The organism is Nostoc sp., from assembly GCF_036919615.1.
Taxonomy (GTDB): Bacteria; Cyanobacteriota; Cyanobacteriia; order Cyanobacteriales; family Nostocaceae; genus Nostoc.
Genome location: NZ_JBALCN010000106.1, coordinates 1 through 24,882, shown reverse-complemented (window position 1 = coordinate 24,882; position 24,882 = coordinate 1). Strand labels below are relative to the sequence as shown.

19 protein-coding genes and 2 pseudogenes are annotated in these 24,882 nt (G+C 43.2%); 13 read left to right on the top strand and 8 right to left on the bottom strand.

The annotated features are described in order from the left end of the window. Positions 1 to 102 precede the first annotated feature (102 nt). The 4 genes from V7K48_RS33170 to V7K48_RS33155 form a co-directional block, all read right to left on the bottom strand. Positions 103 to 1,146 (bottom strand): cyanophycinase, encoded by a 1,044-nt coding sequence (locus V7K48_RS33170; protein ID WP_335079343.1) that lies wholly within the window; start codon positions 1,144 to 1,146, stop codon positions 103 to 105. Positions 1,147 to 1,656: 510 nt separating this feature from the next. Further along, entirely contained in the window at positions 1,657 to 3,552 is a 1,896-nt protein-coding gene (locus V7K48_RS33165) for a pentapeptide repeat-containing protein (protein ID WP_335079341.1), read from the bottom strand. Between the two features lie 396 nt (positions 3,553 to 3,948). Then, on the bottom strand, positions 3,949 to 4,176 hold the full coding sequence (locus tag V7K48_RS33160) for a hypothetical protein (RefSeq protein WP_335079339.1): 228 nt from the start codon (positions 4,174 to 4,176) through the stop codon (positions 3,949 to 3,951). A gap of 51 nt (positions 4,177 to 4,227) precedes the next feature. Continuing rightward, entirely contained in the window at positions 4,228 to 4,374 is a 147-nt protein-coding gene (locus V7K48_RS33155) for a hypothetical protein (RefSeq protein ID WP_335079337.1), read from the bottom strand. 139 nt (positions 4,375 to 4,513) lie between these two features. On the opposite strand from V7K48_RS33155, the gene V7K48_RS33150 reads away from it, so the two are divergent. Further along, positions 4,514 to 4,699, top strand: a complete 186-nt coding sequence (locus V7K48_RS33150; RefSeq protein WP_335079335.1) for a hypothetical protein — start codon at positions 4,514 to 4,516, stop codon at positions 4,697 to 4,699. A gap of 177 nt (positions 4,700 to 4,876) precedes the next feature. Here the strand turns inward: V7K48_RS33150 and V7K48_RS33145 are convergent, their stop codons facing one another. Next, on the bottom strand, positions 4,877 to 5,008 hold the full coding sequence (locus V7K48_RS33145) for a hypothetical protein (RefSeq protein WP_335079333.1): 132 nt from the start codon (positions 5,006 to 5,008) through the stop codon (positions 4,877 to 4,879). Positions 5,009 to 5,045: 37 nt separating this feature from the next. Between V7K48_RS33145 and V7K48_RS33140 the strand changes: the two genes are divergently transcribed. The 5 genes from V7K48_RS33140 to V7K48_RS33120 all read left to right on the top strand — a co-directional run bounded on the left by V7K48_RS33140 (position 5,046) and on the right by V7K48_RS33120 (position 11,497). Further along, entirely contained in the window at positions 5,046 to 6,923 is a 1,878-nt protein-coding gene (locus V7K48_RS33140; protein WP_335079331.1) for an NAD(P)H-quinone oxidoreductase subunit F, read from the top strand. 51 nt (positions 6,924 to 6,974) lie between these two features. Then, a complete protein-coding gene (locus V7K48_RS33135; protein WP_335079329.1) occupies positions 6,975 to 7,688 on the top strand; it encodes a carbonic anhydrase in 714 nt (237 codons plus the stop codon). Between the two features lie 159 nt (positions 7,689 to 7,847). Next, positions 7,848 to 9,344: an NADH-quinone oxidoreductase subunit M gene (locus tag V7K48_RS33130; protein ID WP_335079327.1), complete on the top strand. Its 1,497-nt coding sequence runs from the start codon at positions 7,848 to 7,850 to the stop codon at positions 9,342 to 9,344. A 283-nt stretch (positions 9,345 to 9,627) separates the two neighbouring features. Further along, entirely contained in the window at positions 9,628 to 10,935 is a 1,308-nt protein-coding gene (locus V7K48_RS33125) for a CO2 hydration protein (RefSeq protein WP_335079325.1), read from the top strand. A gap of 169 nt (positions 10,936 to 11,104) precedes the next feature. Continuing rightward, the gene (locus V7K48_RS33120; RefSeq protein ID WP_335079323.1) at positions 11,105 to 11,497 is read left to right on the top strand and encodes an endonuclease domain-containing protein; all 393 of its coding nucleotides are present in this window, start codon (positions 11,105 to 11,107) and stop codon (positions 11,495 to 11,497) included. A gap of 180 nt (positions 11,498 to 11,677) precedes the next feature. Here the strand turns inward: V7K48_RS33120 and V7K48_RS33115 are convergent, their stop codons facing one another. Beyond that, positions 11,678 to 17,311 (bottom strand): PAS domain S-box protein, encoded by a 5,634-nt coding sequence (locus tag V7K48_RS33115; RefSeq protein WP_335079321.1) that lies wholly within the window; start codon positions 17,309 to 17,311, stop codon positions 11,678 to 11,680. A gap of 629 nt (positions 17,312 to 17,940) precedes the next feature. On the opposite strand from V7K48_RS33115, the gene V7K48_RS33110 reads away from it, so the two are divergent. The 3 genes and pseudogenes from V7K48_RS33110 to V7K48_RS33100 form a co-directional block, all read left to right on the top strand. Beyond that, the gene (locus tag V7K48_RS33110; protein WP_335079319.1) at positions 17,941 to 19,788 is read left to right on the top strand and encodes a vWA domain-containing protein; all 1,848 of its coding nucleotides are present in this window, start codon (positions 17,941 to 17,943) and stop codon (positions 19,786 to 19,788) included. 366 nt (positions 19,789 to 20,154) lie between these two features. Next, positions 20,155 to 21,222: a tyrosine-type recombinase/integrase gene (locus tag V7K48_RS33105; protein WP_335079317.1), complete on the top strand. Its 1,068-nt coding sequence runs from the start codon at positions 20,155 to 20,157 to the stop codon at positions 21,220 to 21,222. A gap of 62 nt (positions 21,223 to 21,284) precedes the next feature. Next, a pseudogene (locus tag V7K48_RS33100) lies at positions 21,285 to 21,517 on the top strand (energy-coupling factor ABC transporter permease); the annotation flags it as partial. Positions 21,518 to 21,736: 219 nt separating this feature from the next. Here V7K48_RS33100 and V7K48_RS33095 read toward each other — a convergent pair. Continuing rightward, positions 21,737 to 22,114, bottom strand: coding sequence for a DUF1304 domain-containing protein (locus V7K48_RS33095; protein WP_335079315.1), 378 nt, complete (start codon positions 22,112 to 22,114; stop codon positions 21,737 to 21,739). 28 nt (positions 22,115 to 22,142) lie between these two features. After that, positions 22,143 to 22,319, bottom strand: a pseudogene (locus V7K48_RS35345) (GH25 family lysozyme); the annotation flags it as partial. Between the two features lie 7 nt (positions 22,320 to 22,326). On the opposite strand from V7K48_RS35345, the gene V7K48_RS33090 reads away from it, so the two are divergent. From V7K48_RS33090 to V7K48_RS33075, 4 genes are read left to right on the top strand one after another with little or no spacing between them, the layout of a single operon-like run. Then, the gene (locus V7K48_RS33090; RefSeq protein ID WP_335079313.1) at positions 22,327 to 22,659 is read left to right on the top strand and encodes a hypothetical protein; all 333 of its coding nucleotides are present in this window, start codon (positions 22,327 to 22,329) and stop codon (positions 22,657 to 22,659) included. Continuing rightward, complete coding sequence (locus tag V7K48_RS33085; RefSeq protein WP_335079311.1) at positions 22,604 to 23,494, top strand: WD40 repeat domain-containing protein; 891 nt, start codon at positions 22,604 to 22,606, stop codon at positions 23,492 to 23,494. The genes V7K48_RS33090 and V7K48_RS33085 overlap by 56 nt, the downstream gene beginning before the upstream one ends. Then, positions 23,482 to 23,982, top strand: a complete 501-nt coding sequence (locus V7K48_RS33080) for a WD40 repeat domain-containing protein (RefSeq protein ID WP_335079309.1) — start codon at positions 23,482 to 23,484, stop codon at positions 23,980 to 23,982. Before V7K48_RS33085 ends, V7K48_RS33080 begins: the two co-directional genes overlap by 13 nt. Positions 23,983 to 23,985: 3 nt before the next feature. Further along, positions 23,986 to 24,657 carry a WD40 repeat domain-containing protein gene (locus V7K48_RS33075; RefSeq protein ID WP_335079307.1) on the top strand — a complete coding sequence of 224 codons (672 nt, stop codon included), beginning with the start codon at positions 23,986 to 23,988 and terminating at the stop codon, positions 24,655 to 24,657. The last annotated feature ends 225 nt before the right edge of the window (positions 24,658 to 24,882 follow it).

The window sequence follows — 24,882 nt, the reverse complement described above, 5'->3', positions numbered from 1 at the left end:
AGAAGAGGCAGAAGAGGCAGAAGGGAGGGGGAGTTAAAACTTTGACGTTGAGTCTCAGAGGCTGAACCTTCAAGTTTTAACCCTCCATGCCCTATGCTCCATTCAATAAGGATTTGAATCAATCCGTCCCCTTTTGACGCTTCTGAGATAGTATCCAGAGGTTGGTCGGTTTCTCAAGTTAAAGGTGTCACCACTGCGAACTTTCCAAATTTTGTAATTGGAAAAGGTCAAAGGCGATCGCGGTTCGCATACTTCCGGCATATGATTGCCAAGTACAAAGTATGCCGCACCCCTACCGATAACTTTCACCAAACCGTTTTTATCCACAAGAACCGATGTACTTTCACTAACCGCTATGCCTAAAACACTGTTAGATACACCGTCCTTAATTTGACGGGCAATGAAAGTCATAATTCGACCCATTCTTTCCCGCCTGTCGAAGTGCGTATCTACGATGGTTCCCTTCAAATCACTCCAATTGAAAAAGTTGTAAGAAAAAGTGATGTCCCGATAAGGATCTTCGAGTGCATCCCTAGTTTCAATGCCTTTTTCGGAAGAAGCGCAAGCATCATACACACAATCACTTTGGATCATCGCACCCGCACTGGTGCCACCAACACCACCTCCCTTCAGGTAAACTGACTTAACGGCAGTTTCAAGCTTGGTATCTTTCCAGTTACGGATGTATTGACATTGGTCGCCGCCAGCAAAGAAAATCACATCAGCATTTTTGACTTTTTGATAAATCTCAGCTTTGTTTGCCTCTTGCCGATTGCTAATCACAAGAGTTTCCACAAACTTTACGCCCCTCATGGCATAAATTAGCCGATTGTAATCGTGATTACCATTAGTGCGGATAACTACAACATTAACTTTAGTGGCGGAGTTAGTACCTCCCCTAACTTGGTTAATCATCCACTGGATAGCATCATCGACATCGGGGCCACCCCCACCTAAGCTAAGGACTGGGCCCGCTAAGGAAGGACGGACATCATAGGAGGGGGAGGGGCGGACATCAACAGTGTCACCCAAGAAGTAGCGTTTCCAGCTTTCGATAAAACGGTTTATTAGGAAGGTTCCCATATTCAACAACTTGATTCTTGTACTTTTCAAGCGCCTTGCTATGCTTGGGAATGCCTTTGTCATACTAAGCTTCTGGAGCAAACTGCAATTATTGCTAGGCTGTTACGCATTTTAATTGCTTATTTATTCGCGATCGCCCTTGATCATTGGTCATTAGTCACTTGTATTTACAATTGGACTTTGGACAAAAGACTAATGACAGTTTTAACGAAAAAATCCGCAATTTAGACGCGCACTAGCTTAACTCTGGCACTAGAGTGGGTAGAATTTCCAGCGTACAGGGCTTGTACTGTTTTTTAACGCGATAATAACCCAGAGTAATTATTAATTCTCTGCTCTACTCTGTGAAAATCTCCACATTGCTTGTGTGTTTTATAGTGCTTCTCTTTTGGATACAATAGACCTCTTGCATAAATCAAAAATAAGAACCCCACCCCGCCAAAGCTACGCTTTGTCTCCCCTCCCTGCAAGCGGGGAGGGGTTAAGGGTGGGTGTTAGGGACTTTTGCAAGAGGTCTAATACACCACGATACACACTCTGGGCACAGGATTGCTGTGTATTGGTGTCAATAAATTATCCTAGACCGAATAATTTAGAAATCGCAGGCAATAATTTATTACCTGCTTCCACCAGCGAAGCAACAGCAGGTAAGCCTGTAAGTATCCCTTTCAACATGGTGATTGCAGTTTTTGCCGTCTTCTGCTTGGTTGATTCTTGAGGATTTTTACCCGCTTCTGCTAAAGCTTTCACCTGTTCTAGCGCTTCGGCTTTGTCTTCTTCTGGCAAATATGAGGACTGGATGATTGCATCTTGCAACTGCGACAATAATTCTTTGATTCCTGGTTTCTCGGCATCTGGCGCATCAGGTAACTCATTGAGGGCAATACTCACATTACCGCTAATGGTTCCCAGATTAGCAATAGAACTATTGCCAGCGATACCACTCACATTACTGCTATCTTGAATATTGATGCCGCTGATATCAGACATGATGGTATTTCCTTGTGTATAAGATTTAGGATGCTTAAGTGCAGTTGTAATCATATTTTTTAAATCACTAATATAACTATCTTTTGCTACCAGCAATAATTGCTGACTCTGCGATAAAGCTTTGAGTTGATTATAGTCATCAAAATATTCTGCACTCAGTTGAGATTTATCGCTACTGGGTGCGGTTTTGGCTCTGAGCAAAATTTTATCATCGCCGCGTTTCTCCATTGCCACGATTTCTAATTCGGCTTCAGGATGGTTTTCGGCAAGGTTTTTGAAGGCAATGGCAACAGCGCGGGGGTCAACGCCTTGATTATGGTAAAGGTCGAGGGTGTCAAAAATTGGCTTGATAAAGTCGGCAAAATCGCCGTCTGCAAATACCTCTTGTTTATTATCAGGTTTGCGGAGGGGGTCGGGGTCTTGTTTTGTGGGGACGCGCATGAAGATATACTCACACCTCACCCCATGCAATTTAGTTGTATTTGTAATCCCCCAATCTTCAATGTACGCGCCGATGAGTGTTGCACCTGTTAAATCGGTTGCGTCTAGTTGCGTTTGCTTCAGTTTTGCTCTTGACAAATCGGCATCTTGCAAGTTTGCTTCACTGAGATCAGCGCGAATAAAGCTGGCATCTGCTAAATTTGCTGATTGTAAGTTGATACCCCGCAGGTTTTCACGGTAAAAATTCTTATCCTGTCCCTGTCCAGTAACCAGCAGTTGACGTACTTGTGAGTTTTGCAGATAAGTTGAGCCAGGACGAACACGGTCAAGCATTTTGGCTTGATGCCAACGGCTACAGAAAAGGATTGTGTTGCGTAAATCTGTACTTTTGAGTGTGGCTTGGGTGAAATCAGCACCTGTTAAGTCAGCGCCACGAAAACTTGTACCTCCTGTTGCAGTAAAGGCGATCGCAATGTTGCGAATCAAAGAGTGTTTTTGATCTCCTTTCATGGCTCGCCAGCTGATGTAGATACTAAATAACGTTCCGGCAACGGCGAGGGCGACGGCGAAGGCGACGGCGAAGGCGAAGGCGACGGCGAAGGCGAGGGCAACGGCGACGCTGACGGCTCCGGCGACGGCTCCGGCGAAGGCGAGGGCGAAGGCTCCGGCGAAAGCTCCTAAACCAGCTATTATTATTCCTTGGCGAATTGTGATGAAGAAAAAGGCAATCAATGTGATTAAAGTAACCCAGCCCGTAATCTGATTATCACTGGATGAGTCAAATATCACCGACACCAAGTAACCATTGATAGCCCAGAAAAATCCTGACAGTCCCGACAATAAGAATGAGACAATAACTAAACCAATTGCCCAACGTCGTTGCAGTCCAGCTTTGGCATGGCTGAAGTTTGCCCCTGTCAGGTTAGCACCGCTAAAGTTTGCCCCTCGGATGTCGGCATAACTAAAGTTTGCACCTGCAAGGTTTTGTCCTTTGAAGTTGCGTCCTCGGAGATTTTGACCGGAGAAGTCTAAAGCCATGTTCCACTTTACAGAGGTGAGCAAATTTTACTACACGCTCACCCCTGTAAATTCAGGAATGGTTAGATATATTTGTTAGTTGAGCTTCAAAGATGCAACTTCGAGGATAAAAGGTACAACTTCGAGGCTCAGAAGGTCATCGTTGAGCCTCAGAAGATCAAGGTTGAGGATAAAAGGTGCAATTTCGAGGATAAAAGGTGCAATTTCGAGGCTCAGAAGGTCAACGCTGAGGTTAAAAGTTGAAACTTTGAGGCTCAGAAGGTCAACTTCGAGCCTCAGAAGGTCATCATTGAGTTTTAAAGGCTCATTTTTGCACTTTTATATTAAAAGCGACTTAAATGATTTACCGCTGTTAGATGAAAAGTTCAAGATTATTGTGGTTTGTCAAAGTCAAAACTAGGGGACTAGCTGAAAGCCCATACCCACATGGGTGAAGTGAGCATCTGCGGTGAGGATTGTTCTAATGCCAAATTCTTGCATGACAACCATTGAGGTCAGGTCAGTGAAAGAAATAAGAGGCTTATCGATAAACTTAGAACGGAGTGCTTCAGTTAGGGAAAAGCGTTCACTTCTATCATGAAGCGTGAGCCAGCCCCATGTATCAATAAAAAGCTTAGTCGCCATACAGTTCTTCGTCTAAATTGGCAACCAGGGAGCCGTGAGAAACTGCACCAATTAAGCCTGTAAGGGGATCGCTGCTTTGGGTGGGTTGGATGCTGGTGATAGAGTACCTGCAAGTTTTTGAACATACTGCAACACGTCTTTTAGGTGCTGCTCTGGCAGTTGTTCTATTGCGTCAAAGATGGCTTTTTTGGTTGTCATGGCAATGGCTCAATGTCGCTTTCAGCTTGTTAATATTTTATGTGCTAAAGTGCGGCTGGCTCATGCTGAGAAAAACTGTAGCCAAGTTTATTATGTAGAGATAGGCACAGCACAATAACTTGCATTACAGGAAATACTGATGGAACGTTCAAAAATAATTGCTATTCTTACAGGTGCAATTTCTGTCATTTTAGCGATCGCCTACCTGATCCTAGTCCAACTCCTGGACTACCGGGACATGAAACCCGCCCCCATTAGTCAAGTTGATTCACCGCCGGCGATCGCTATCTCTCACTGGCAGGTTGACAAAATCACCCAAATATAAATTACATTTAGTCGATTTGTAGAGACGCAATCAATTGCGTCTCTTGTCATTTATATCAATTGAGAAAACTAATGATCACTATAGATTCATTCCTTACTCAATGCATAGATAAAACTTAATAGCTATTATTCATTACTTGAATAGTTCCTTATATAAGAAATTATTAGAGCTATTATCTTAAATTTCTTTAGTAGAATAATTTCTTTTTGCTTCATATAAAGGTAAGCTGTTTTTAACAAAATTAAGCAAAGATAAATTTGCCTTATCTGCAATCGCTGGGTTTACAGGGATCAACGCAAGTTGATTCAAAACCTGAAATTTTTGATTAAAATCTAGAGGTAAGTTGATGGCTCAGTTTCTACTTGAGACTGTTTGGCTAGTTCCTAGCTATGCCTTAATAGGTGGCTTGTTAGCAGTGCCTTGGTCACCGGGGATCATTCGTCACACAGGACCAAGACCAGCGGGTTATGTAAACTTGGTGATGACATTTTTGGCGTTTGTACATAGTGCGATCGCTTTACAAGCAACTTGGAATCAGCCAGCCCAAGAAGTATTTATTCCTTGGTTATCTACGGCTGGTTTAGATTTGACAATTGCTTTGGAAATATCCTCGGTGAGTGTTGGTGCTTTAGTTGTAATTACTGGCTTGAATTTGCTGGCGCAGATTTATGCGATCGGCTACATGGAAATGGATTGGGGTTGGGGACGCTTCTATTCTTTGTTGGGATTATTTGAAGCGGGATTATGTGCCCTTGCTCTGTGTAATAATTTGTTCTTCAGTTATATAATTCTGGAAGTCCTAACTTTAGGAACCTACCTGCTAGTCGGCTTATGGTTTAGCCAGCCGTTGGTAGTCTCAGGTGCAAGAGATGCTTTCTTAACCAAGCGGGTGGGAGACTTATTCTTGCTGATGGGCGTATTGGCTTTACGGCCTCTCGCTGGAACTTGGAATTATACAGAACTAGCCCAGTGGGCGACTACTGCGAACGTCAACCCGACAGCCATTGCCCTGGTGGGTTTAGCTTTAATTGCTGGGCCGATGGGTAAATGTGCCCAATTTCCCCTGCATCTCTGGTTGGATGAAGCGATGGAAGGCCCTGTTCCCAGTACAATTTTGCGGAATTCGGTAGTAGTCGCTAGTGGTGCATGGGTGCTGATTAAACTCCAACCTGTGTTAAGCTTGTCGCCGATAGTTTCCTCGGTGATGGTGGGAATTGGTGTGGTGACAGCCGTGTGTGCTTCTTTAATTGCGATCGCTCAAATTGACCTAAAACGCTGTCAATCCTATTCTGTCAGTGCATACATGGGCTTAGTGTTCATTGCTGTGGGAGTGCAGCAAGACGAAGCAGCACTGTCGTTAGTCCTTAGCAACGCCATATCCGCATCATTGTTGGTGATGAGTACTGGCGGAATTATCTGGAATAGCATCACCCAAGACGTAACCCAACTTGGTGGACTGTGGACACGCCGCCCAATTTCCGCAATCGCCTTTATCGTTGGAAGTTTGGGGTTAATTGGTTTTCCACCATTGGGTGGCTTTTGGGCGCTGATAGAATTAGCAGATGGATTGTGGGAAACCCAACCTTGGTTAGTTGGAGTATTAATAGCTGTAAATGCTTTGACAGCTGTGAGTTTGACGAGAGAATTCGTTTTAATTTTTGGCGGTAAAGCTAGACAAATGGCCCAGCGATCGCCTGAAGCTCACTGGCCGATGATTCTGCCGATGGTAATCTTACTTGGCTTTAACATACATCTTCCTTTAGTGTTGCAAAACTTATCACTTTTACCAGATTGGGCAAACCTAAATAAAGATGTCGCACTACTTTTAATGTGGTCGAGTATTTTTGGCTGCACTATCACTGGTGCGATTTATTTAAGCAATATTCCCAAACCGATTCGTTTGCCTTGGAAAGGTTTACAAGACTTAATCGCATACGATTTTTACACCCCCAAACTCTATCGGATGACCATTATTTTCAGCGTTGCCAAAATTTCCCAGCTTGCCGATATGATTGACCGCTTTGTAGTTGATGGCATCGTTAATTTAGTTGGTCTATTTTCCCTATTAGGTGGTGAAAGTCTCAAGTACAGCACTTCTGGACAAACCCAGTTTTATGCATTCACTGTTCTTCTAGGAGTGAGTCTTTTAGGAATGTGGATAACTTGGCCATTTTGGGGAGTACAGTTTTTAAATTTGATTTTTCAAATCTCGACACTTAAGTAGCAGTAGCTATCCGACTAAAAGTTAACAGTTTAATATTGTGAGGATAATTCCATGAGCATACGACATCCGCAGATAAATCTTTCCAGAAGAAGTTTATTCAAGTTTGGTGCAGGTGCGATCGGTACAGGTGTATTGACAGCTGGACTTGGCTCAAACTTACTTGCGCCCGAAAAAGCCTCAGCAGAAGAAGATATTACGCCTGATAAAGCACTGCAAGAGTTATTAGATGGAAATGAAAGATTTGTCAACAGAAAACGTCGCAGTCCCCACCAAACCTATTCACGTTTAGTCGAAGTTGCCAAAGGTCAAAAGCCGTTTGCTTCTATTTTAAGTTGTGCAGATTCACGAGTGCCTTCAGAGATTATATTTGACCAAGGACTTGGAGATTTATTTGTCTGCCGTGTAGCTGGTAATATTGCTACGCGAGAAGAAATTGGTAGCCTAGAATTTGGCAGCTTAGTATTAGGTTCAAAAATAATCATGGTAGTGGGACATGAAAGATGTGGTGCGGTAGATGCTACAATCAAAGGCGCTCAAGTACCAGGGCAAATTGGAAGTTTGCTTGAGGCAATTAGACCAAGTGTAGAAAGCACAAAAGAGCAATCAGGAGATAAGGTAGAAAACGCCTGTAAAGCAAACATTCTGTCACACATTAAAAAGTTGAAATCATCCTCAGTTTTATCTAAGTTAATAGATGAAGAAAAACTGACAATAGTTGGTGGTTACTATGATTTAGACACTGGCAAAATCAGTAGAGTTGATTAGCTTTTTTGTCCTTTAAATCTCGTTTCCAGTCTCCGACTGGGAATGTGAATTCAGAGGCTCTGCCTCACGAATTTGCAGCAGAGCCGCAATGAAGTGCGTTTCTAGTCGGAGACTGGGAACGAGGAAACAATTACCAATTTCCTAAAATCCCAAATTACCATGTTAAGTGTTTTGATTTGGCTTCCAATTTTCGCTGCTGCTCTCATAGCAATATTACCTGTAAGTATCCCTAATCATCGCATTCGTTTGATAGCATTAGTTTTTTCAGTGATAGTTTTCCTCTGGAACCTTTTCATCCTGCTAAAATTTGATATCAGTAATCCTGGGATGCAATTTCAAGAATATCTTCCTTGGAATGAAACTCTCGGTTTGAGTTATCAATTAGGGGCTGATGGGCTTTCTATATTGATGTTGGTATTAAATAGCCTACTGACTTGGATTGCTATTTACAGCAGTAGTAAACAAACTGAACGCCCCCGCCTGTTCTACTCCATGATTTTATTAGTTAGTGGAGGAGTTGCAGGTGCTTTTTTAGCAGAGAATCTGCTGCTATTCTTCTTATTTTACGAACTAGAATTAATCCCCTTCTACTTACTAATTTCCATTTGGGGAGGGGCAAAACGGGGTTATGCTGGGATTAAATTCCTGATTTATACTGCCGTTTCGGGAGCATTAATTCTGGCAACATTCTTGGGTATGGTGTGGCTGAGTGGTTCTACCAATTTTGCTTTTGATGCAGTCTCAACAGAAAATCTGTCAACAGCCAAGCAAATCCTCTTACTAGCTGGGATAGTATTAGGTTTTGGCATTAAAATTCCCTTAGTTCCCTTCCATACTTGGCTACCCGATGCTTATGTTGAGGCTTCAGCACCAATTGCCATTCTTCTCGGTGGTGTGTTGGCAAAGCTGGGAACCTATGGACTACTGCGATTTGGGTTGGGTATGTTTCCCCATGCTTGGAGTATTATTGCACCGACTCTGGCAATTTGGGGAGCAGTCAGCGCTATCTATGGGGCAGTAATTGCGATCGCTCAAAAAGATATCAAGCGCATGGTAGCATACAGTTCCATCGGGCACATGGGCTATGTATTGCTAGCTGGTGCTGCCAGTACTCCCCTAGCACTCGTTGGTGCAGTCGCCCAAATGTTTAGCCACGGCATCATCCTGGCGATTCTCTTCCATTTGGTGGGAGTCGTGGAAGCCAAAGTAGGTACCCGCGAGTTAGATAAACTCAATGGTTTGATGAGTCCTATACGCGGCTTACCTCTAATTAGTGCCTTACTAGTTTTAAGCGGCATGGCTAGTGCAGGTATTCCCGGTTTAACAGGATTCATTGCCGAATTTATCGTCTTTCAAGGCAGCTTTTCTGCCTTTCCCATCTCGACAATTTTGTGTGTAGTAGCTAGTGGCTTAACCGCAGTTTATTTCGTCATCCTCCTCAATCGCACTTGTTTTGGCAGACTCGATAATTTAGCCTACTATCCCAAAGTCCTATGGTCTGAGAAAATACCAGCTTTAATTTTGGCAGCTTTTATCATCTTTTTGGGAGTACAACCGACTTGGTTAGTGCGTTGGAGTGAATCTACAACTACAGCAATGGTGGCTGCAATTCCCTCTTTGGAAAAAACTGTCATCTCTGAAGTAGCAGTGAAATAGGTTACAGGTTATTTAGCAATCCTAAACCATTCGTGAAATTCTTTCTCCTCTCCTTCTTCGCGTCCTTCTCTACGAGACGCTACGCGAATGCGCCCTTCGCAGTTCGTTAAAAAGAGTATTTTTCACAACTCAGATAGGATTGCTATATAGCAGTCATAAATCATTTGTGAAAATTTCTTATCTCTCTGTGTTCTCTGCGTCTCTGTGGTTCGATTAAAAAACTATTTTTCACAACTCATTTAGGATTAATCGCGTCTTTACCTACTCCCCATTCCCTATTACCATGACAGTAACTAAAACAACGACTAAGTTACCTCCTTCCAAGCATGAATTTGCCGAAGTAATTCATCGCTTAGAAGCAGGCGGTGCAATGTTACCCGATACTCCAGAAAACTTAATGCAAATCATCGGTTTATACAAAGCTTATGCTGTGCCGATGGACTTTTACTGGCGTGACCTACTTTATATTGCTGAACGCGAATTTTTAAACCCGCTTCCCTTATTTAAATACTTCTTACCCAAAGAGTATTTAGAACTGCATAATCATTACGCTGGCGATGATGCCGATTTGCGAATTTGGCGCGGGGAAGCTACTGCACATCCAGAACTTTTAGCATTTATTGAGAAGGGTGAAACTTTCAAAATGCCAAAGTTGCTGCACCACTTATTCCACGATCGCATTAACATGGAATTTGCTGAAGCTTGTATGCGGGCGATGTTATGGCATAGAGGGATGGGTGGACAATTTGACCCTTACCTAGATTCACAAGAATACAAAGCCAACGCTGACAGGGCAATTAAAGCTTATTTCCAAGGCAACCCGGTAATGCTGGGACTTTACAAGCTGTTCCCAGATATGTTTTTAGAACAGTGTCGCCAGATGTCATACTACGCTAATCTGGGCTTATTCTGGGAAGTTATGGCCCCGGTATTCTTTGAAATGTCCGACCGCTATGACGAAGGCACGATTACCAGCGTTCCAGAGGCGATGAGTTTCTTAGTTAATGGTATATTTGCGATCGCAGGTCGTCCCATTTACCATCACGTTTATATTCGTGGTGAATGCTACGAAATTATCCCCAAATCGAAGGGTTTCATGTGGCTATATGAAGCCGCATTACCCTATGTAGAAGCAGTTTTTTACCGCACTGCACCCTTCCGAGGGACAAAATCTTATAATGCTCAGGCGCGTCAAGTACCGGAAGACCAAAAAGATTTTCACTATGGCATTCTTTACGCTGATGTATTTCCAGTGGGTACTGCTGGCATTCCCCCAACATTGTTAATGCAAGATATGTTGCATTTTTTGCCACCATATCTTGTTGATTACTACAGCCAATATTGCCGAGGTGAAGAAGATATGTTGATTCAGTTGGGAGTTAGTTTTCAACGGTCAATGTACTGTGTCACTTCGGCGGTAATTCAAGCCTTGCGAACTGCACTTTTATATCCATTAGATGACCCCAATCCTAAACATTTGCAAGCTAATCGAGATTTCTTTGAGATGCAGCTAAATCGTTTTACTCGACCCGACTACAATATTCGTGATGCTGCACGTTTGGGGAGTATTCAAAAGCAAGATTATAGATAAGAGATCCCCCCAACCCCCCTTTTTAAGGGGGGCTTTTTTTAAATAGTGGATTTACGGTTTCTCTTTATAATATTTGTGAACTAGATTAAAATCATGCCCTTAATAAATTAAACACTCAAATCCCCCCTTAAAAAGGGGAGCTAGGGGGGATCTTCACACGTATCCACAAATGTCTAGACAAAAAAGCTTACTCCACTCAGATTTTCATTTACCCTACAACCCGAAACTTGTGGAAAGGGCAAAGGAACTACGAAAAAACATGGCCCCAGCAGAGAAAAAACTGTGGAACAACTACCTAAAAAACTTGAAATTTAGATTTTTAAGGCAAAGACCAATTCATAACTTTATTGTTGATTTTTACTGTGCAAACTTGAAATTAGTGATTGAGGTTGATGGTGATAGCCATTTCACAGATGAAGGTAAAGATTATGATGCAGAAAGAACAGCGATCCTTGAAGGTTATAGACTAAAGGTAATCAGATTCACTAATGATGATGTTTTAAACAATTTTGAAGGGGTGTGTCAACAGATAGAGGAGGTTATTACTTTTACTAACAGTTAGTTGAGATTCCCTCCAACCCCCTTTAAAAAGCAATACGCTTGGTGTTAGTGATATTTTGCCCCGGAAGATCCCCCCAACCCCCTTTTTTAAAGGGGATTTAATTCAAAAATGCTTGCTCTTATCCCCCCTTTTTAAGGGGGGTTAGGGGGGATCTTATTGCTACCCAATCTCCAATTATTCTTAACTAGATAATACTCCTGTAATACTCGTCAATTCCATAATTTTATCAAACTGAAAATCATGAGCAAAATTCTTGATAAAATTTCGTAGCGCAGCATTTTCTGAGGGGATTTGCTCAATCAATTCTAAAATCAGGTCATCACTGCATTGGGCTGCGGCAGTGTACACCTGTTTCACCCATTCAGGCGACATTTCAGATAATAGAGTCACTAAATCCGTAAGCGTCAACATTGATTCTATTTCCTGTTGGTTTGCGTTTGCTATTTGATAGCTTTCTTCTTGATAAATATATTGAACTCCTAAATATTCGCTCAATTTTTCAAGTAATTGTTCTTCGCGGAAAGGCTTGTTAATATAATCATCACAACCTGCTTTGATCATTGCCTCTCGTTGTTCCTCAAAGGCATTAGCGGTTAAGGCGATGATAATGGTCTTGCAATTTTGGATTGAGGTTTCTTCTCTAGCTTTAATAATTCTTGTGGCTTCATAGCCGTCCATAATCGGCATCCGCATATCCATTAAAATTAGGTGTGGTTGCCATGTCTGCCAAAGTGCGATCGCTTCAGTGCCATTTGTTGCTTCCTGTACTGCAAAGCCGATAGATGTCAGAATTTTCACTAGCACTAAACGGCTATCTGTGGAGTCATCAACTACCAAGATCCGGTATTCGCTTTGAGCGGGCGCTAAACTAATAACTTGGCGTCTAATTTGCTTGATCTGGATTTCGCTGGCTACGGCTATACCGATTTGAACATTAAAAGCAAATTTACTTCCCTCGCCAATAGTGGTGGTGACACTAATATCTCCCCCCATTAGTTGCACGTATTTACGGCTAATTGCTAAACCTAGTCCTGTTCCCTGTTGTGATTTCCTTCCGGTTTCAGTTTGCCCAAAAGCTTCAAATAGCAAGTCAATTTCTTGTGGAGCAATACCGCGACCAGTGTCTTGTACCTCGAAGATTAGGGATTGGGCATTATTTATTCTCCTCTGCTCCCCCTGCTCCCCCTGCTCCCCTACTCCCCAGTTCCCAGTCCCCATCTCCACCCGCAGCATCACCCTCCCATTATCAGTAAATTTGATTGCATTTCCCAAGAGGTTAAGCAACACTTGACGCAGTTTACTTTCGTCAGCCTGGACGTACTGGGGAAGGTAAGATGTATATTCAAAAACCAATTCTAATCCTTTGGAGATGGCGCGGAAGCGCAACATTTCTTCGAGGTTTTCCAAGAGGCGAATTAAGTCAAAACTGTTGAGATTTAATGTGATTCTGCCAGCTTCGATTTTAGACATTTCCAAAATGTCGTTGATTAAGTTAAGAAGATGTTCGCCAGCACGATTGATGATTACTAGGTTTTGCTGATGTTCAGTGGATAAAGCATGATCATGGCTCATGACTTGGGTAAAACCAAGGATGGCGTTAAGTGGGGTACGTAGTTCGTGGCTCATGTTGGCGAGGAATTCGCTTTTGGCGCGGTTGGCAGCATCAGCTATGATCACAGCTTCTTGCAATGCTTGTGACTGCCTTTGGGTTTGTGCCAACAATTGTGCCTGCTGTAAAGCAACACCCAACTGATTGCCAATTTGAACTACGATGTTAATTTCTCCTGGTTTCCATTGGCGGGGATCGGAATTTTGATAACTCGCCAGTAATCCCCAAAGCTGACTACCATATAAAATGGGGACAATAATGTAGGCTTTAGCCTGAAAGCGCTCTAAGAGGTTGATATAAGAAGGATCAAACCCAGCGTTGTAAATGTCTGGGACACAGCGGAAACTTGCACCTTGGGTTGTTTGCAGATAAGGATCTTCCACCTGGTTATCCGCGCTATCCAAAATTTTCGCTAGGCAATGGTCGTCTTGTAAGACACCTTCTGTGAGATCAGGGTCATTGTTGTGTTCTTCTATCAGAGAAATCCAACCATTACCCACCGACTCGGAGACAAATTCGCCACTCCAGTGGGGATTGAAACGATAGACAACAACCCGATCGCAGTTGAGTACTTGCCGTAATTCTTGGGTTGTAGCCGCAAATATAGTCTCTAAATCTAGTGTTTGGCGCATCCTTTGAATCACTTGGGCGATCGCTCTTTCCCGTTCTGCACTCTCACGCAAGGCTTCTTCTGCCAATTTTCTCTCAGTAATATCTGTAATTGTACCGATGTAACCTTTAATTTCTCCATGATCGCCAAATTCGGGCAATGCTTGAGCAATTACCCAGACAACTCCGCCATCAGGATGTAAGAAGCGATACTCTGACTGGGACGGGACTTTCCCTGCGGCTGCTTCATACCATAAACTCAGCACGCGATCGCGGTCTTCTGGATGTAAAGCATTTGTCCAACCTTTCCCTAGAGACTCTTGTAGGGAAAGTCCGGTAATCTGAGTGCAGCGCTGATTAAAATAAAAGCAATTGCCATCTATATCTGCGTAAAATATACAAACTGGTGAGGCTTCTGCTAAAAGTTGGTATCGCTGCCTACCTGACTGCAAAGCCAGTTCTGCCAGTTTAGCATCGTTGATGTCTGCCCAATAACCAACACATTCTATAGGGTTACCAACTTCGTCACAGATTAACCTCATCTTTTCGTAAAACCAGTGATAAGTTCCGTCAGCGTGTAACCAGCGGTATTCGTAGGAGCTGTACTCCCGCTCAACAAGCTCCTGAAATTTTTCCGAGATCAGTTCAACATCTTCTGGGTGGACGTGATCGAGCCAGAAACTGGGATTTTCAATAAATTCCCACGCTTCGTACCCAACCATTGCCTTAACGTTCTTACTAATAAAGGTAGTGCTAAAATCTCCTAAGGTTTTTTTGCTGCTATAAATGACCACAGGGCTAGAAGTGAGCAGATATTGTAGGCGTTCGTTGGCTAAACGCAGTTCTTGTTCGACATGTTTGCGATAGCTAATTTCTACTAAAACTGTTCCTATACCAGAGGGGCGATCGTCCTCACCAGGAATTGGAAAATAAGAAGCTAAGAAGTGGCGGATAATATCTGGTTGTTTAATTGATCCGCCGCTTAATTCTTGATTGAGAATGGGTTGACCAGTCAACAGAACCTGTTGATAGATTGGTTCCATTAGGGGGGCAATGTGGGGTAAGACTTCATGGATGGTCTTGCCAATATGATCTTGCTGAGGTAGTCCATTAATCTCTGCCAGCAGTTGGTTGATTTGCACAAACCGCAGCTGGTTATCTACGATGTTCATCCCGACAGGAGCACTGCTGAAAAAGGCATTGAGGCGAGCTTCTCTAAGTGCTAGTTCTTGTTCTAGGGTTTTGCGCTCAATTAACCTACCTAACTGATCAGCAACAGCATTTACTAGTAAGAGCAAACGTCTATCTACCAATACTGAGCTACGTTTAAAAAACACTAAAACAGCTAATACTTGGTTTCCAGCGAGTATGGGAACACCAAAACCAGCTTTTAATCCTACTTTGGCAGCTTGTTGCGATCGCAAAAAAACTGGTTGTGTAACTTGAGAAACATCTTCTATCCATTCTGGTTCCTGGCTTTGCCAAACTCTTCCTGGTAGTCCTACTCCCAGAGCAAATTTCATAGTTTGGCTTTGGCGGCAGAATTCTTCTAAATTATCCTGCTCACCGTACCAGCCCAGACTGTGTTCTAAAGTACCATCTTTATTAGGTATCCATGCTTCACCAAAATCCCAGCCAATGGTGTGACAAATTAAGCGCAAGACCATTGCTAAAGCGCTATTAACATCACTGGCGCTAGTGATAGCTTGGGTTGTCAACAACAGCAAACGGCTTTCATTTTCTGCCTGCTTGCGTTCAGTGATGTCTTTTGCTGTACCCAGTACGTACCATTGCCCATCAATCTCGATCATTTCCGCACTAAACAGTGTCGTCCTGATTTCTCCTGTTGAAGTGCTGACATCAACTTCATAGTTGCGGATGGCTTTTGTTTTTTGCAGGGTGTGGGCGAGGAAATTATATTCTTCTGGATTCGCCCAAATATTCAATTCTTGCTCAGTGCGATCAATAACCTGAGAACGAGAATAACCAAAAAATCGACAAAAGCTGTCGTTAACTTCGACATAGCGGTTGTTAGGAACAGTAATTAAGGCAATTGGATCAGGAGATGACCGAAAAGCTGATGCTAACTTTTCTTCAGAAGCCCGTCGCGCTGCTTCTGCGCGTTGGCGTTCTTTTGCCTCCAATACCAAGGATACTAAATTGCCCAGAGAGCGAGCGAAATTTTGGTCTTCTAGCGTCCAATGATGAGTAACTCCTACTGCCTCCATACATAAAACTCCTACGGTCTTGCCCTCCAGCCGAATGGGTGTATCAAGTATAGAGGTAATGCTTAATTTTGAGTAAGATGCAGAAAATTCTCTAGTTCTGGGATCGGTATGGGCATCATCTGCGGCGATTGGTTGGTCTTGCTGCAAAGCTGCAAAATAAGCTGGATAGTCTGCCACTGCCAAGGAAAATCCTTCACTATGTTGATTGCGACTGGCTTCAAATCGGTCAAAACACCGGATTTTTGTGCCTGTGTCGTCATACAGCCAGACACTGGTTCGTTCCACCCCAATATTTTTGACAGCTGTTTCTGTGATTTTACTCAAAGCTGCTTTCAACTTACCCTGATAAAGCGTCTGATTTTGTGCCAGTTGGATTAGCACTAAGTTATGATTGCGGAGCTTAATCGCGCTTTCTTGGAGTAATTTTTCTACTCCTCGACGCTCTGTAATATTACTAGCAGTGCCTGTCATGCCTATAACTAGACCCCCTTCGTTGCGTAAGGCGATCGCATTAAACATTAGATAAAGTAAAGTACCATCATTAGCTACACAGGTAGTTTCATGCTGGAAAATAGGCTTTCCCTGAAAAACCCGCTTAAACGCTACTTTATCTTTAGCAACTTGTGTAGGCGAGATGAAATCAGTCAAGGCACGCCCGATCATTTCCTGGGGATCGTAGCCATAAATCTGTTTGACTGCCGGATTGACAAAGGTAATTAGTCCATCAATGTCCACCGACCAGATCATATCCTGGGATGTCTCCACTAGGTGGCGATACTGACTTTCACTCTTTTCCAGGGCGGCTTCGACTAAAAGGCGTTCGCTTTGGTTAACTTCTCTACAAAAGGCTTTGTCAAGGCTAACAGGAATTTCTTTAAAAATTTCTTCTATTTGTTTGTTCCGAATATTTAACTCAACAACAACCTGTTGATGCTCTTTAATCTCCTCTTGCAGTTGGGCATTTTGTTCTCTTAACTGTTTTTTTAGCCTTTGGAGAGTGAGTTGATTTTGGACACGTAATAAAACTTCTTTAGTTTGGAATGGTTGAGTTATATAGTCAATATCGCCTAAATCAAAAACGTTTACTTCTTCAGATAATTCATCTAAAACACCGAAAAAAATTATGGGAATATCTTGAGTTTTCTGGTTAGCTTTCAAACGTTGACAAACTTCATAACCATCCATCTGTGACATGAGAACGTCTAGCAAAATCAAATCAGGAGGAGAAGCTAACGCCGTATTGATTGCCAATTGTCCAGAAAGGGTATTTTGCACCTGATAACCTTGATGTTGAAGGATGCTTGATAAAAAAAGTAAATTCTCTAGCTTATCATCAACTAATAAAATTTTTATTTTTTGAGCATCCATATCAGTTACTAAATTAATTGTCAATCAGGAATAAATTTTTGAATCAAACCGAACATGAAATCAGAAAGTAAAACTCTGTTACAAGATTGTAAATAAAATCATCGTCGCTTACCACCATACTTCAGCGCCAGGTGTAGGGTATTGGTGTTAAAGAAAAAGGCAAAAGGTGAAGCAATGCGATCTTCTCCCTACAGCCCTTCTCTACGAGACGCTCCGCGAACGGGCATCCTACGGCAGGTGCTAGCCTCTCCCATAAAGGCTATTACATTACCCGGATCTTTTTTAAGATAGGTGTAAGGCAGATGCAGAGGGGATAACAGAAATAAATAACGGCGGTATGATTGACAAAATAGATGGAAAATGTAGTGGGAGGCATGGCGCGATCGCCTTTCAGTACTGGGAGTGGTAAAGGATAAAGTCAGTAGATCACAAACTTTACCCCAAAGAGCGATGTCTTAAACATGCTCCCTCAAACAGAGGCTGGTGAGATGCCAAGACTATAAAATATTACATTAAATACTATCTTACTACTGAATAAACTGATTTCTGGGTAAACTAAAAAGAGCACTTCCTATCCTGGCATCATAGGGCTTGTAGCTGATAACAGACAATTTTCGTGGATATAAAAAATGATTAAGACAAGTTACGAATTTGACCAGTCTATCCTCCCCGCAGGATCTTCATTAAAGACTAATATTCTGCTACGTTTTCGGGCTGAGGTAGCTGAATCTCCCCGACGTCAGCTTAACCTTTCTCTTGTAATTGACCGTTCAGGCTCTATGGCAGGTGCTCCGTTGCATCACGCACTCAAAGCTGCTGAGTCTGTGGTAGATCAACTTGAGCCAGATGACATTCTCTCAGTAGTTGTTTACGACGATGAAGTGGACAGCGTTGTGCCACCCCAGGCTGTAACTAACAAGGCTGCACTGAAAAATTCTATCCACAAGGTTAGAGCAGGCGGTATTACCAACTTATCGGGGGGATGGCTCAAAGGCTGTGAACATGTGAAGACGCGACTTGATCCGCAAAAAATCAACCGTGTTCTCCTGCTTACCGATGGTCACGCCAATATGGGCATTCAAGACCCCAAGGTGCTCACAGCGACATCGGGGCAAAAAGCTGAGGAAGGCATCACCACAACTACGTTAGGTTTTGCTCAGGGTTTCAATGAAGACCTGCTAATTGGTATGGCAAGAGCTGCCACAGGCAACTTCTACTTCATTCAGAGCATCGACGAAGCTACTGAAGTGTTTAGTATTGAGCTAGACAGTCTCAGAGCAGTAGTCGGACAGAACCTCAAGGTGACACTTGAGTTGGCTAATGGTGTTAGTCTTGTTGATACCTTAAGTCTTGCTAAAGTTAGCCAGAATGACACTTCTCAAGCTGTCCTCACCTTAGGAGAGCTTTACGAGGGCGAAGACAAACTTCTCGGTTTGAGTCTAGTGATATCAAGCGCTGAAGTTGGTGAGTTACCTGTGATGAAACTGCATTACAGCGCTGATGTTGTGCAAGATGACCTGATTCAAAGTGTGTCAGGGACAGCAGATATCATTGCCAAAGTTGGTACTGTCGAGGAAGCAGCTTTTGCCTCTACAAGCCATATCATTCTTGAACTGAGTCGTCTCACCATCGCTAAGGCTAAAGAGACTGCCCTCGATCTAGCTGAACATGGCAAGCATCAGGAAGCTGAAGAAATCCTCCGGGCGCTGATGAAAGATTTGCGGGATAAAGGGTTGAACGAGAATTTTGAAATTGCTGAGGAGATTGATCAACTTGAGTATTTCGCGGGTCGGATCGCCCAAAAAGCTCTAGGCAATGCCGGACGTAAAGAGATGCGGGATCAGTCTTACCAGACGATGACGCGTAATCGTAGTGATCTGGTAGGCCGCGGTATCACTGCTGGCGATGAAGTGTACGCGATGCCGATTGTCAATGAAGTTGGTTCAGGTGTTGAACTGTGCTGTGTTCGTGAAGGGGGTAAACTGCGGGTTAAAGTCATGTCCGAAGGCTACGATTCAACCAAGAACATCCAGTTTCCTCGGGCCATTCGGGCCGAAGGAGCACGCTATGTCGTTGAAGGATTGGAACTCTCAAGCGAAGGCACTTTCTACCGTGTACGTGGTCAGATCACCCGTTTTGCTCAACCCGGTGAAGCAGATATCTTCGTTGCCCCTAGACAATCAAATATAGCGAATACAGGCAAAGCCTCCAAAGCCCTTGCCAGTGCCGCTGATCTTCCTACAACTGACGCTGTAGGGGATAGCATTTTAGTTCAGTGTGTCAAAGATGGCAGCAAGCTGCGTGCTAGAGTGGTTTCCGACGGATATGAACCGGATTGGAATATGCGTTTTCCGCGATCGGTTCGTGAGGAAGGAATGCTTTACCTCGTTGATGAAATCAAAACAGCACCGGATGGCAAGTCCTATATTGCATGTGGTGAAATTAAGCGATTTGTGCAACCCACTACTACCAATTAGACATCTTCAGAAATTAATAATGACGGTTTAAAACCTACTGGGATACCCTACACTATGCAGCGCTTGTTAGGGAAAGCTCACCCAGTTTTGAATCCGATGTCAGGTTTGTGAAATATGCAGCATTTATCAGGGGTAACTTGGTCTTACCTTCCCCTGATATCATGCCCGGTTAAACACTTGTGATTGCAAGCATTCCTTGGGCCTCTTGTTGGTGCAGCCCAAGGTAGAGAAGAGAGAAGAGAAGCGTGTAAAGAATAGCAAGGGGGAGTAGAATAAGACTAAAAATGTCTGGGAAGAAACGTTATCAGACATTTATTTCAGGAGGATAAAGTGGGTTTGTACCGCGTATTATTTTGAGGCTGTGTAATGACGTTATCACGTACGGACGTAAATCTAGATACAGAAGAATTAGGGGTTGCGCTCGCTCAGTTATCACCGGAACAACTAGCGGTGATCAAAGCAACGGTCGAAGCGGTGGTACAGGCAACTGGCACGCCCAAAATCACTGGGGCGGAAACTACCAGCGAATTGTTTTCTAGTTGGCTCACAAGTAGGGAGTCAGAGCAAACTGTACGGGCATACCGAAATGACGTAATGCACTTTGTTCAGTGGCGACTAGGCATTGACTATCCAGACTTAGACAATTTAAACCTGCACGCCACCACCAAAGAAGATGTGGACAATTACAAAGCTCACCTACTTAAGAAAGAGAAAACTGGGGAAATTGCCCGTGCTTCCGTCCGTCGTCGCCTTGCTTCCCTTAAAAGCTTTCTGCGCTACGCTTGCGATGTAGGCTACTTGCGGGCCAACCCTGCAATGTTGTTGAAAGTACCTCCGGAGCGCAAAAAGATTAAGGAGCGTACGCTGACTGAGACTGAAATTGAAATGCTATTCGACGCAGCTGCACAAGTTGTAGAACAAGCCCCCACTCCTCACAAAAAGATACAGGCGCTACGCAACCAACTAATTCTGGAGCTTTTTTATTACGGTGCTATTCGGGTAGGTGAGAGTGGTTTAACCTGGGCTACCATGCATTCAAATCAGTCTGGGCTACCTTATATCAAAGTGGTAGGCAAAGGAGACAAGGAGCGCGATGTTCCAATACCAACAGAACTTTACCAATACCTTCTGGCTAATCGACAACATGCCAAAAACAAAACCGAGCCACTTTTCACAAGCCAAAAAACGGGTGAACCCATCGGCGATCGCCACATCCGCCGTATCATTAAATCAATTGCCGAAGTAGCAGGGTTAAGTCGTATTCCCTCTCCACACTGGTTGCGGCACAGTCACGCCACTCATGCTGCTAAAAACACGCCTATTCACATCATCACCAAAACTCTGGGACACTCGTCAGGAAAAATCACGATAGATAATTATCTACACGTGGGTGAAGATGAAGCTAGCTCTCTTAACCTCAAGCGATATCGCTGAGGCTTTGAGACAGACATTGCACCTTGTACCAACAAATATCCAATTAGCAGGTACAGAGCATTTTTCTACTGAGATTGCGTAGTCTGACTCGCATTGCCCAAGCTAATCCGGAATTGAAACTACTACTGGGCTTGGCAGGTGCTTTTGCTTTTGTGCTGTCAGCGTCAAAAATCCCTTCTGTCACAGGTAGATGTTCTGATCCTCTGGGAACGGGGTTGGTGCGGTGCTGTTTGGCCCCCTCACCATGTCGGTTATGGGTAGCTTAGTATTGTTATTTCAAGCTTTGTCACTTGCACTTTATTCAGTTCAAGGCGTGCGTGAGTATTGGATTGTTGATCACTTGACTCAAAAAGTCGAAGTTTATCGGTGAGAAAAAACCCAATTAATTTTAGTTGCTACTTTAGTTAGGCGATGATGAAATCACATCGCCACTTTTACCCGGATTTTGTTGTTCTATCGGTTTATTTTTTCCTAAATAATCGCAAATTTGAGAATATTTCTGGAAACCTAACCGCTACAAATTAGGAAACCACAGTAAGAATAAAGCCAATATTGCGGGTAGTGATTGGATTAAAAATGCTGTTGGGCGTTTCAGGCTAACGCTACCAAAAATACCAGTGATCGCCACACAAATTAAAAAGAAAATCACAATCCATGAAGGCTCAACTTGTAGAAACTGTGAGATAAATAATCCCCAGATTAAGCCAGCAGCTATAAATCCTTTATATAAACCTTGGTTGTGAGCAAGAATTGCAGAAATTTGCTCTGGAGTGAAATTTCCAACTATTCTTTTTTGAACAAACTCTGTATTCCATAAAAACATCTGCACGACTAGAAAAAGGATATGTATGAATGCAATAATACCTATGAGTATCTTGACAAATGTTTCCACAATTACTGTCCTCCCAAATATTCATTATAAAGATGTATTTGCTTTTAACGCCTGCTCCCTGCATCTGCCGCCAGTTTCTCGGAAAGGTATCAGCTTTCCATGTGCTTCCCTCAGTTGCTTTGGCAAAGGCAAAAGTGAAACCTGCACTTCTTACTTGATGCCAGTTCACTGTTTGATCGTAATCAGAAACATCAATTCCTGACACGAAGCCATTGGGATTATTATTCACAACGATCGCAATCTCAACTTATAGCGAAATTGCAGAAAAGCTAGGTTATGATTACGACTATATTAAACAGGTTGGTTCACAGTTGTGGCGATCGCTTTCCCAAGTCATTGGTGAAGAAGTCTCTAAAAAAAATATCCAAGCTATTCTGCATCGCTATCAGCAATCTCAAAGCAGTACGCAAGATTGGGGAGAAGCCATCGATGTTTCTCGATTTTATGGTCGCCAAGCAGAACTGCAAACTTTAGCAACATGGATTGAGAATGGGCAATCTGCTGAATCTATTCTCTCATTTGCAAACCGACTTGAATGGCTTTGACTTTTCTCATCTGGCTATTCGCCAAGCTTACTTAGCCAACACTATATTGCATAATACTAATTTTACTAATGTCAATATTGGCGAAACTGTCTTTGCTGAAACTTTTGGCGGTGTACTCAGTGCTGCTTTTAGCCCAGATGGACAGTATTTAGCTACCAGTGATACCAAAGGCGAGATTCAAATTTGGGATACTGGCACACGCAAACAACTAGTGCGTTGTCGAGGACACCAACATTGGACATGGGCTGTAACTTTTAGCCCAGACGGACGATATCTGGCCAGCGCTGCTGATGATTATCTAGTGAAGTTATGGGATGTGGAAACTGGGCAATGTCTGCACACGTACAAAGGACATACCTACTCAGTTAATGCTGTTGCTTTTAGTCCTGAAGGTAATATTCTCGCAAGTTGCGGTCAAGATTTAACTATTCGTTTGTGGCAGGTTGCATCAGAAAAGCTTAACCCAGAAGTTCAGACTTTAGTTGGTCATGAAGGTCGAGTGTGGGCGATCGCTTTTCACCCTAATGGTCAAATTCTTGCCAGTTGTAGTGAAGATTATATAATTCGCTTGTGGGATGTTGCTACCGGAAATTGCCTTTGTGTTTGGCAAGCACATGATCGCTGGTTACGCTCAGTGGCATTTAGTCCAGATGGTCGGTTACTCGCTAGCAGTAGTTATGATAATACCATCAAACTTTGGAATGTTAAAACCCAAGAATGTCTTCAAACCTTATGTGGACATCGACAGACAGTAACAGCGATCGCATTTAGTCCTAACGGTCAGCAGTTGGCTAGCAGCAGTTTTGACCGCACAGTGAAATTATGGCATGTGTAGCTAGCGGAAATTGCCTAAAAACCTTTCTCGGTCATAGCAGCCGTGTTTGGACGGTTGCTTATCATCCCAATGAGCAACAATTGGTCAGTGGTGGTGATGACCACGCCACCAAACTATGGAATATTCAGATAGGACGCTGCACAAAAACATTCAAAGGACATACCAATAGTGTATTATCCCTGGCTGTGAGTCCAGATAGCGACTATCTGGCAAGTGGACACGAAGACCAAACAATTAAGCTATGGGACATCAAAAACGGTACTCTAGTGCAAACATTACAGGAACATACCAACCGCGTGTGGTCAGTGGCGTTTCAACCTGTTAACCAGTATCCTTTACTTGCCAGTGGCAGTGCAGACTACAGTATCAAATTATGGGACTGGAAGTTAGGAACCTGTCTACAAACCTTGCACGGTCATACTAGTTGGGTTTGGACAGTCATTTTTAGTCCAGATGGCAGACAATTAGCTAGTAGCAGCTATGACTAAACTGTGAAACTTTGGGATATTAGCACAGGTAAATGTTTAAAAACCCTCAAAGGACACACCAGTTCAGTTGTATCAGTTGGATGGAGTCCAGACGGTCAACTGCTTGCCAGTAGTGAGTTTGATGGGATGATTAAGCTATGGGACGTTGACACTGGAGAATGCTGGCAAACTTTAACAGGACACACTAACAGCGTGTGGTCAGTTACTTTTAGTCCTAACGGACAGTGGTTATTAAGTACAAGTTTTGACCAAACCCTGAAACTGTGGGTAGTTTCCACAGGAGAATGTTTGCAAACATTTACAGGACACGAAGGCCCCGTTATGGTGGTGCAGTTTAGTCCAGATGCTCAGTTTATTGTTAGTGGTAGTTTAGATTGCAATCTGAAACTTTGGCATATCTCTACAGGAGAATGCTATCAAACTTTGGTGGGTCACTCAGAGCTTGTTTATAGTTTAGTGGTAGCCTCTGTGCCAATTGGAGATGCAGCTTCTGCCAGACTGACTGCTTTCAGTGGTAGCTTAGACGAAACCATCAAAGTTTGGGATTTGCAAACTGGTAAATATGATCAAACTTGGAGATCACCTCGCCCCTACGAAGGTATGAAGCTGAAAGAAATTCAAGGGTTAACAGAAGCTCAATTGGCAACTTTGCACGCCTTAGGTGCTTCTTCCTAGTCATATCATGTCCGGTTAAAGACTTATCATTTAGACCGCAGGGGAGCAGGGAGCAGGGGGCAGGGGGAAAGAGGCTTTTTTGATTTTTGCACAGATGCGGTAATCATAAGTGATCAACCGGACTTGATATTAACCCTCTTCTGTCACTTTCCGGGTATTCTGAATAAAAGAATGAACAGAAAAAACCCTGAAAGGTAAGTAGGGCAATGGATGTAGAGTTACAAA

Coding starts and splice junctions, on each gene's coding strand:
- V7K48_RS33170 (WP_335079343.1), bottom strand. CDS start 1,146: ATGACAAAGGCATTCCCAAGCATAGCAAGGCGCTTGAAAAGTACAAGA.
- V7K48_RS33165 (WP_335079341.1), bottom strand. CDS start 3,552: ATGGCTTTAGACTTCTCCGGTCAAAATCTCCGAGGACGCAACTTCAAA.
- V7K48_RS33160 (WP_335079339.1), bottom strand. CDS start 4,176: ATGGCGACTAAGCTTTTTATTGATACATGGGGCTGGCTCACGCTTCAT.
- V7K48_RS33155 (WP_335079337.1), bottom strand. CDS start 4,374: ATGACAACCAAAAAAGCCATCTTTGACGCAATAGAACAACTGCCAGAG.
- V7K48_RS33150 (WP_335079335.1), top strand. CDS start 4,514: ATGGAACGTTCAAAAATAATTGCTATTCTTACAGGTGCAATTTCTGTC.
- V7K48_RS33140 (WP_335079331.1), top strand. CDS start 5,046: ATGGCTCAGTTTCTACTTGAGACTGTTTGGCTAGTTCCTAGCTATGCC.
- V7K48_RS33135 (WP_335079329.1), top strand. CDS start 6,975: ATGAGCATACGACATCCGCAGATAAATCTTTCCAGAAGAAGTTTATTC.
- V7K48_RS33130 (WP_335079327.1), top strand. CDS start 7,848: ATGTTAAGTGTTTTGATTTGGCTTCCAATTTTCGCTGCTGCTCTCATA.
- V7K48_RS33125 (WP_335079325.1), top strand. CDS start 9,628: ATGACAGTAACTAAAACAACGACTAAGTTACCTCCTTCCAAGCATGAA.
- V7K48_RS33120 (WP_335079323.1), top strand. CDS start 11,105: ATGTCTAGACAAAAAAGCTTACTCCACTCAGATTTTCATTTACCCTAC.
- V7K48_RS33115 (WP_335079321.1), bottom strand. CDS start 17,311: ATGGATGCTCAAAAAATAAAAATTTTATTAGTTGATGATAAGCTAGAG.
- V7K48_RS33110 (WP_335079319.1), top strand. CDS start 17,941: ATGATTAAGACAAGTTACGAATTTGACCAGTCTATCCTCCCCGCAGGA.
- V7K48_RS33105 (WP_335079317.1), top strand. CDS start 20,155: ATGACGTTATCACGTACGGACGTAAATCTAGATACAGAAGAATTAGGG.
- V7K48_RS33085 (WP_335079311.1), top strand. CDS start 22,604: ATGGGCAATCTGCTGAATCTATTCTCTCATTTGCAAACCGACTTGAAT.
- V7K48_RS33080 (WP_335079309.1), top strand. CDS start 23,482: ATGGCATGTGTAGCTAGCGGAAATTGCCTAAAAACCTTTCTCGGTCAT.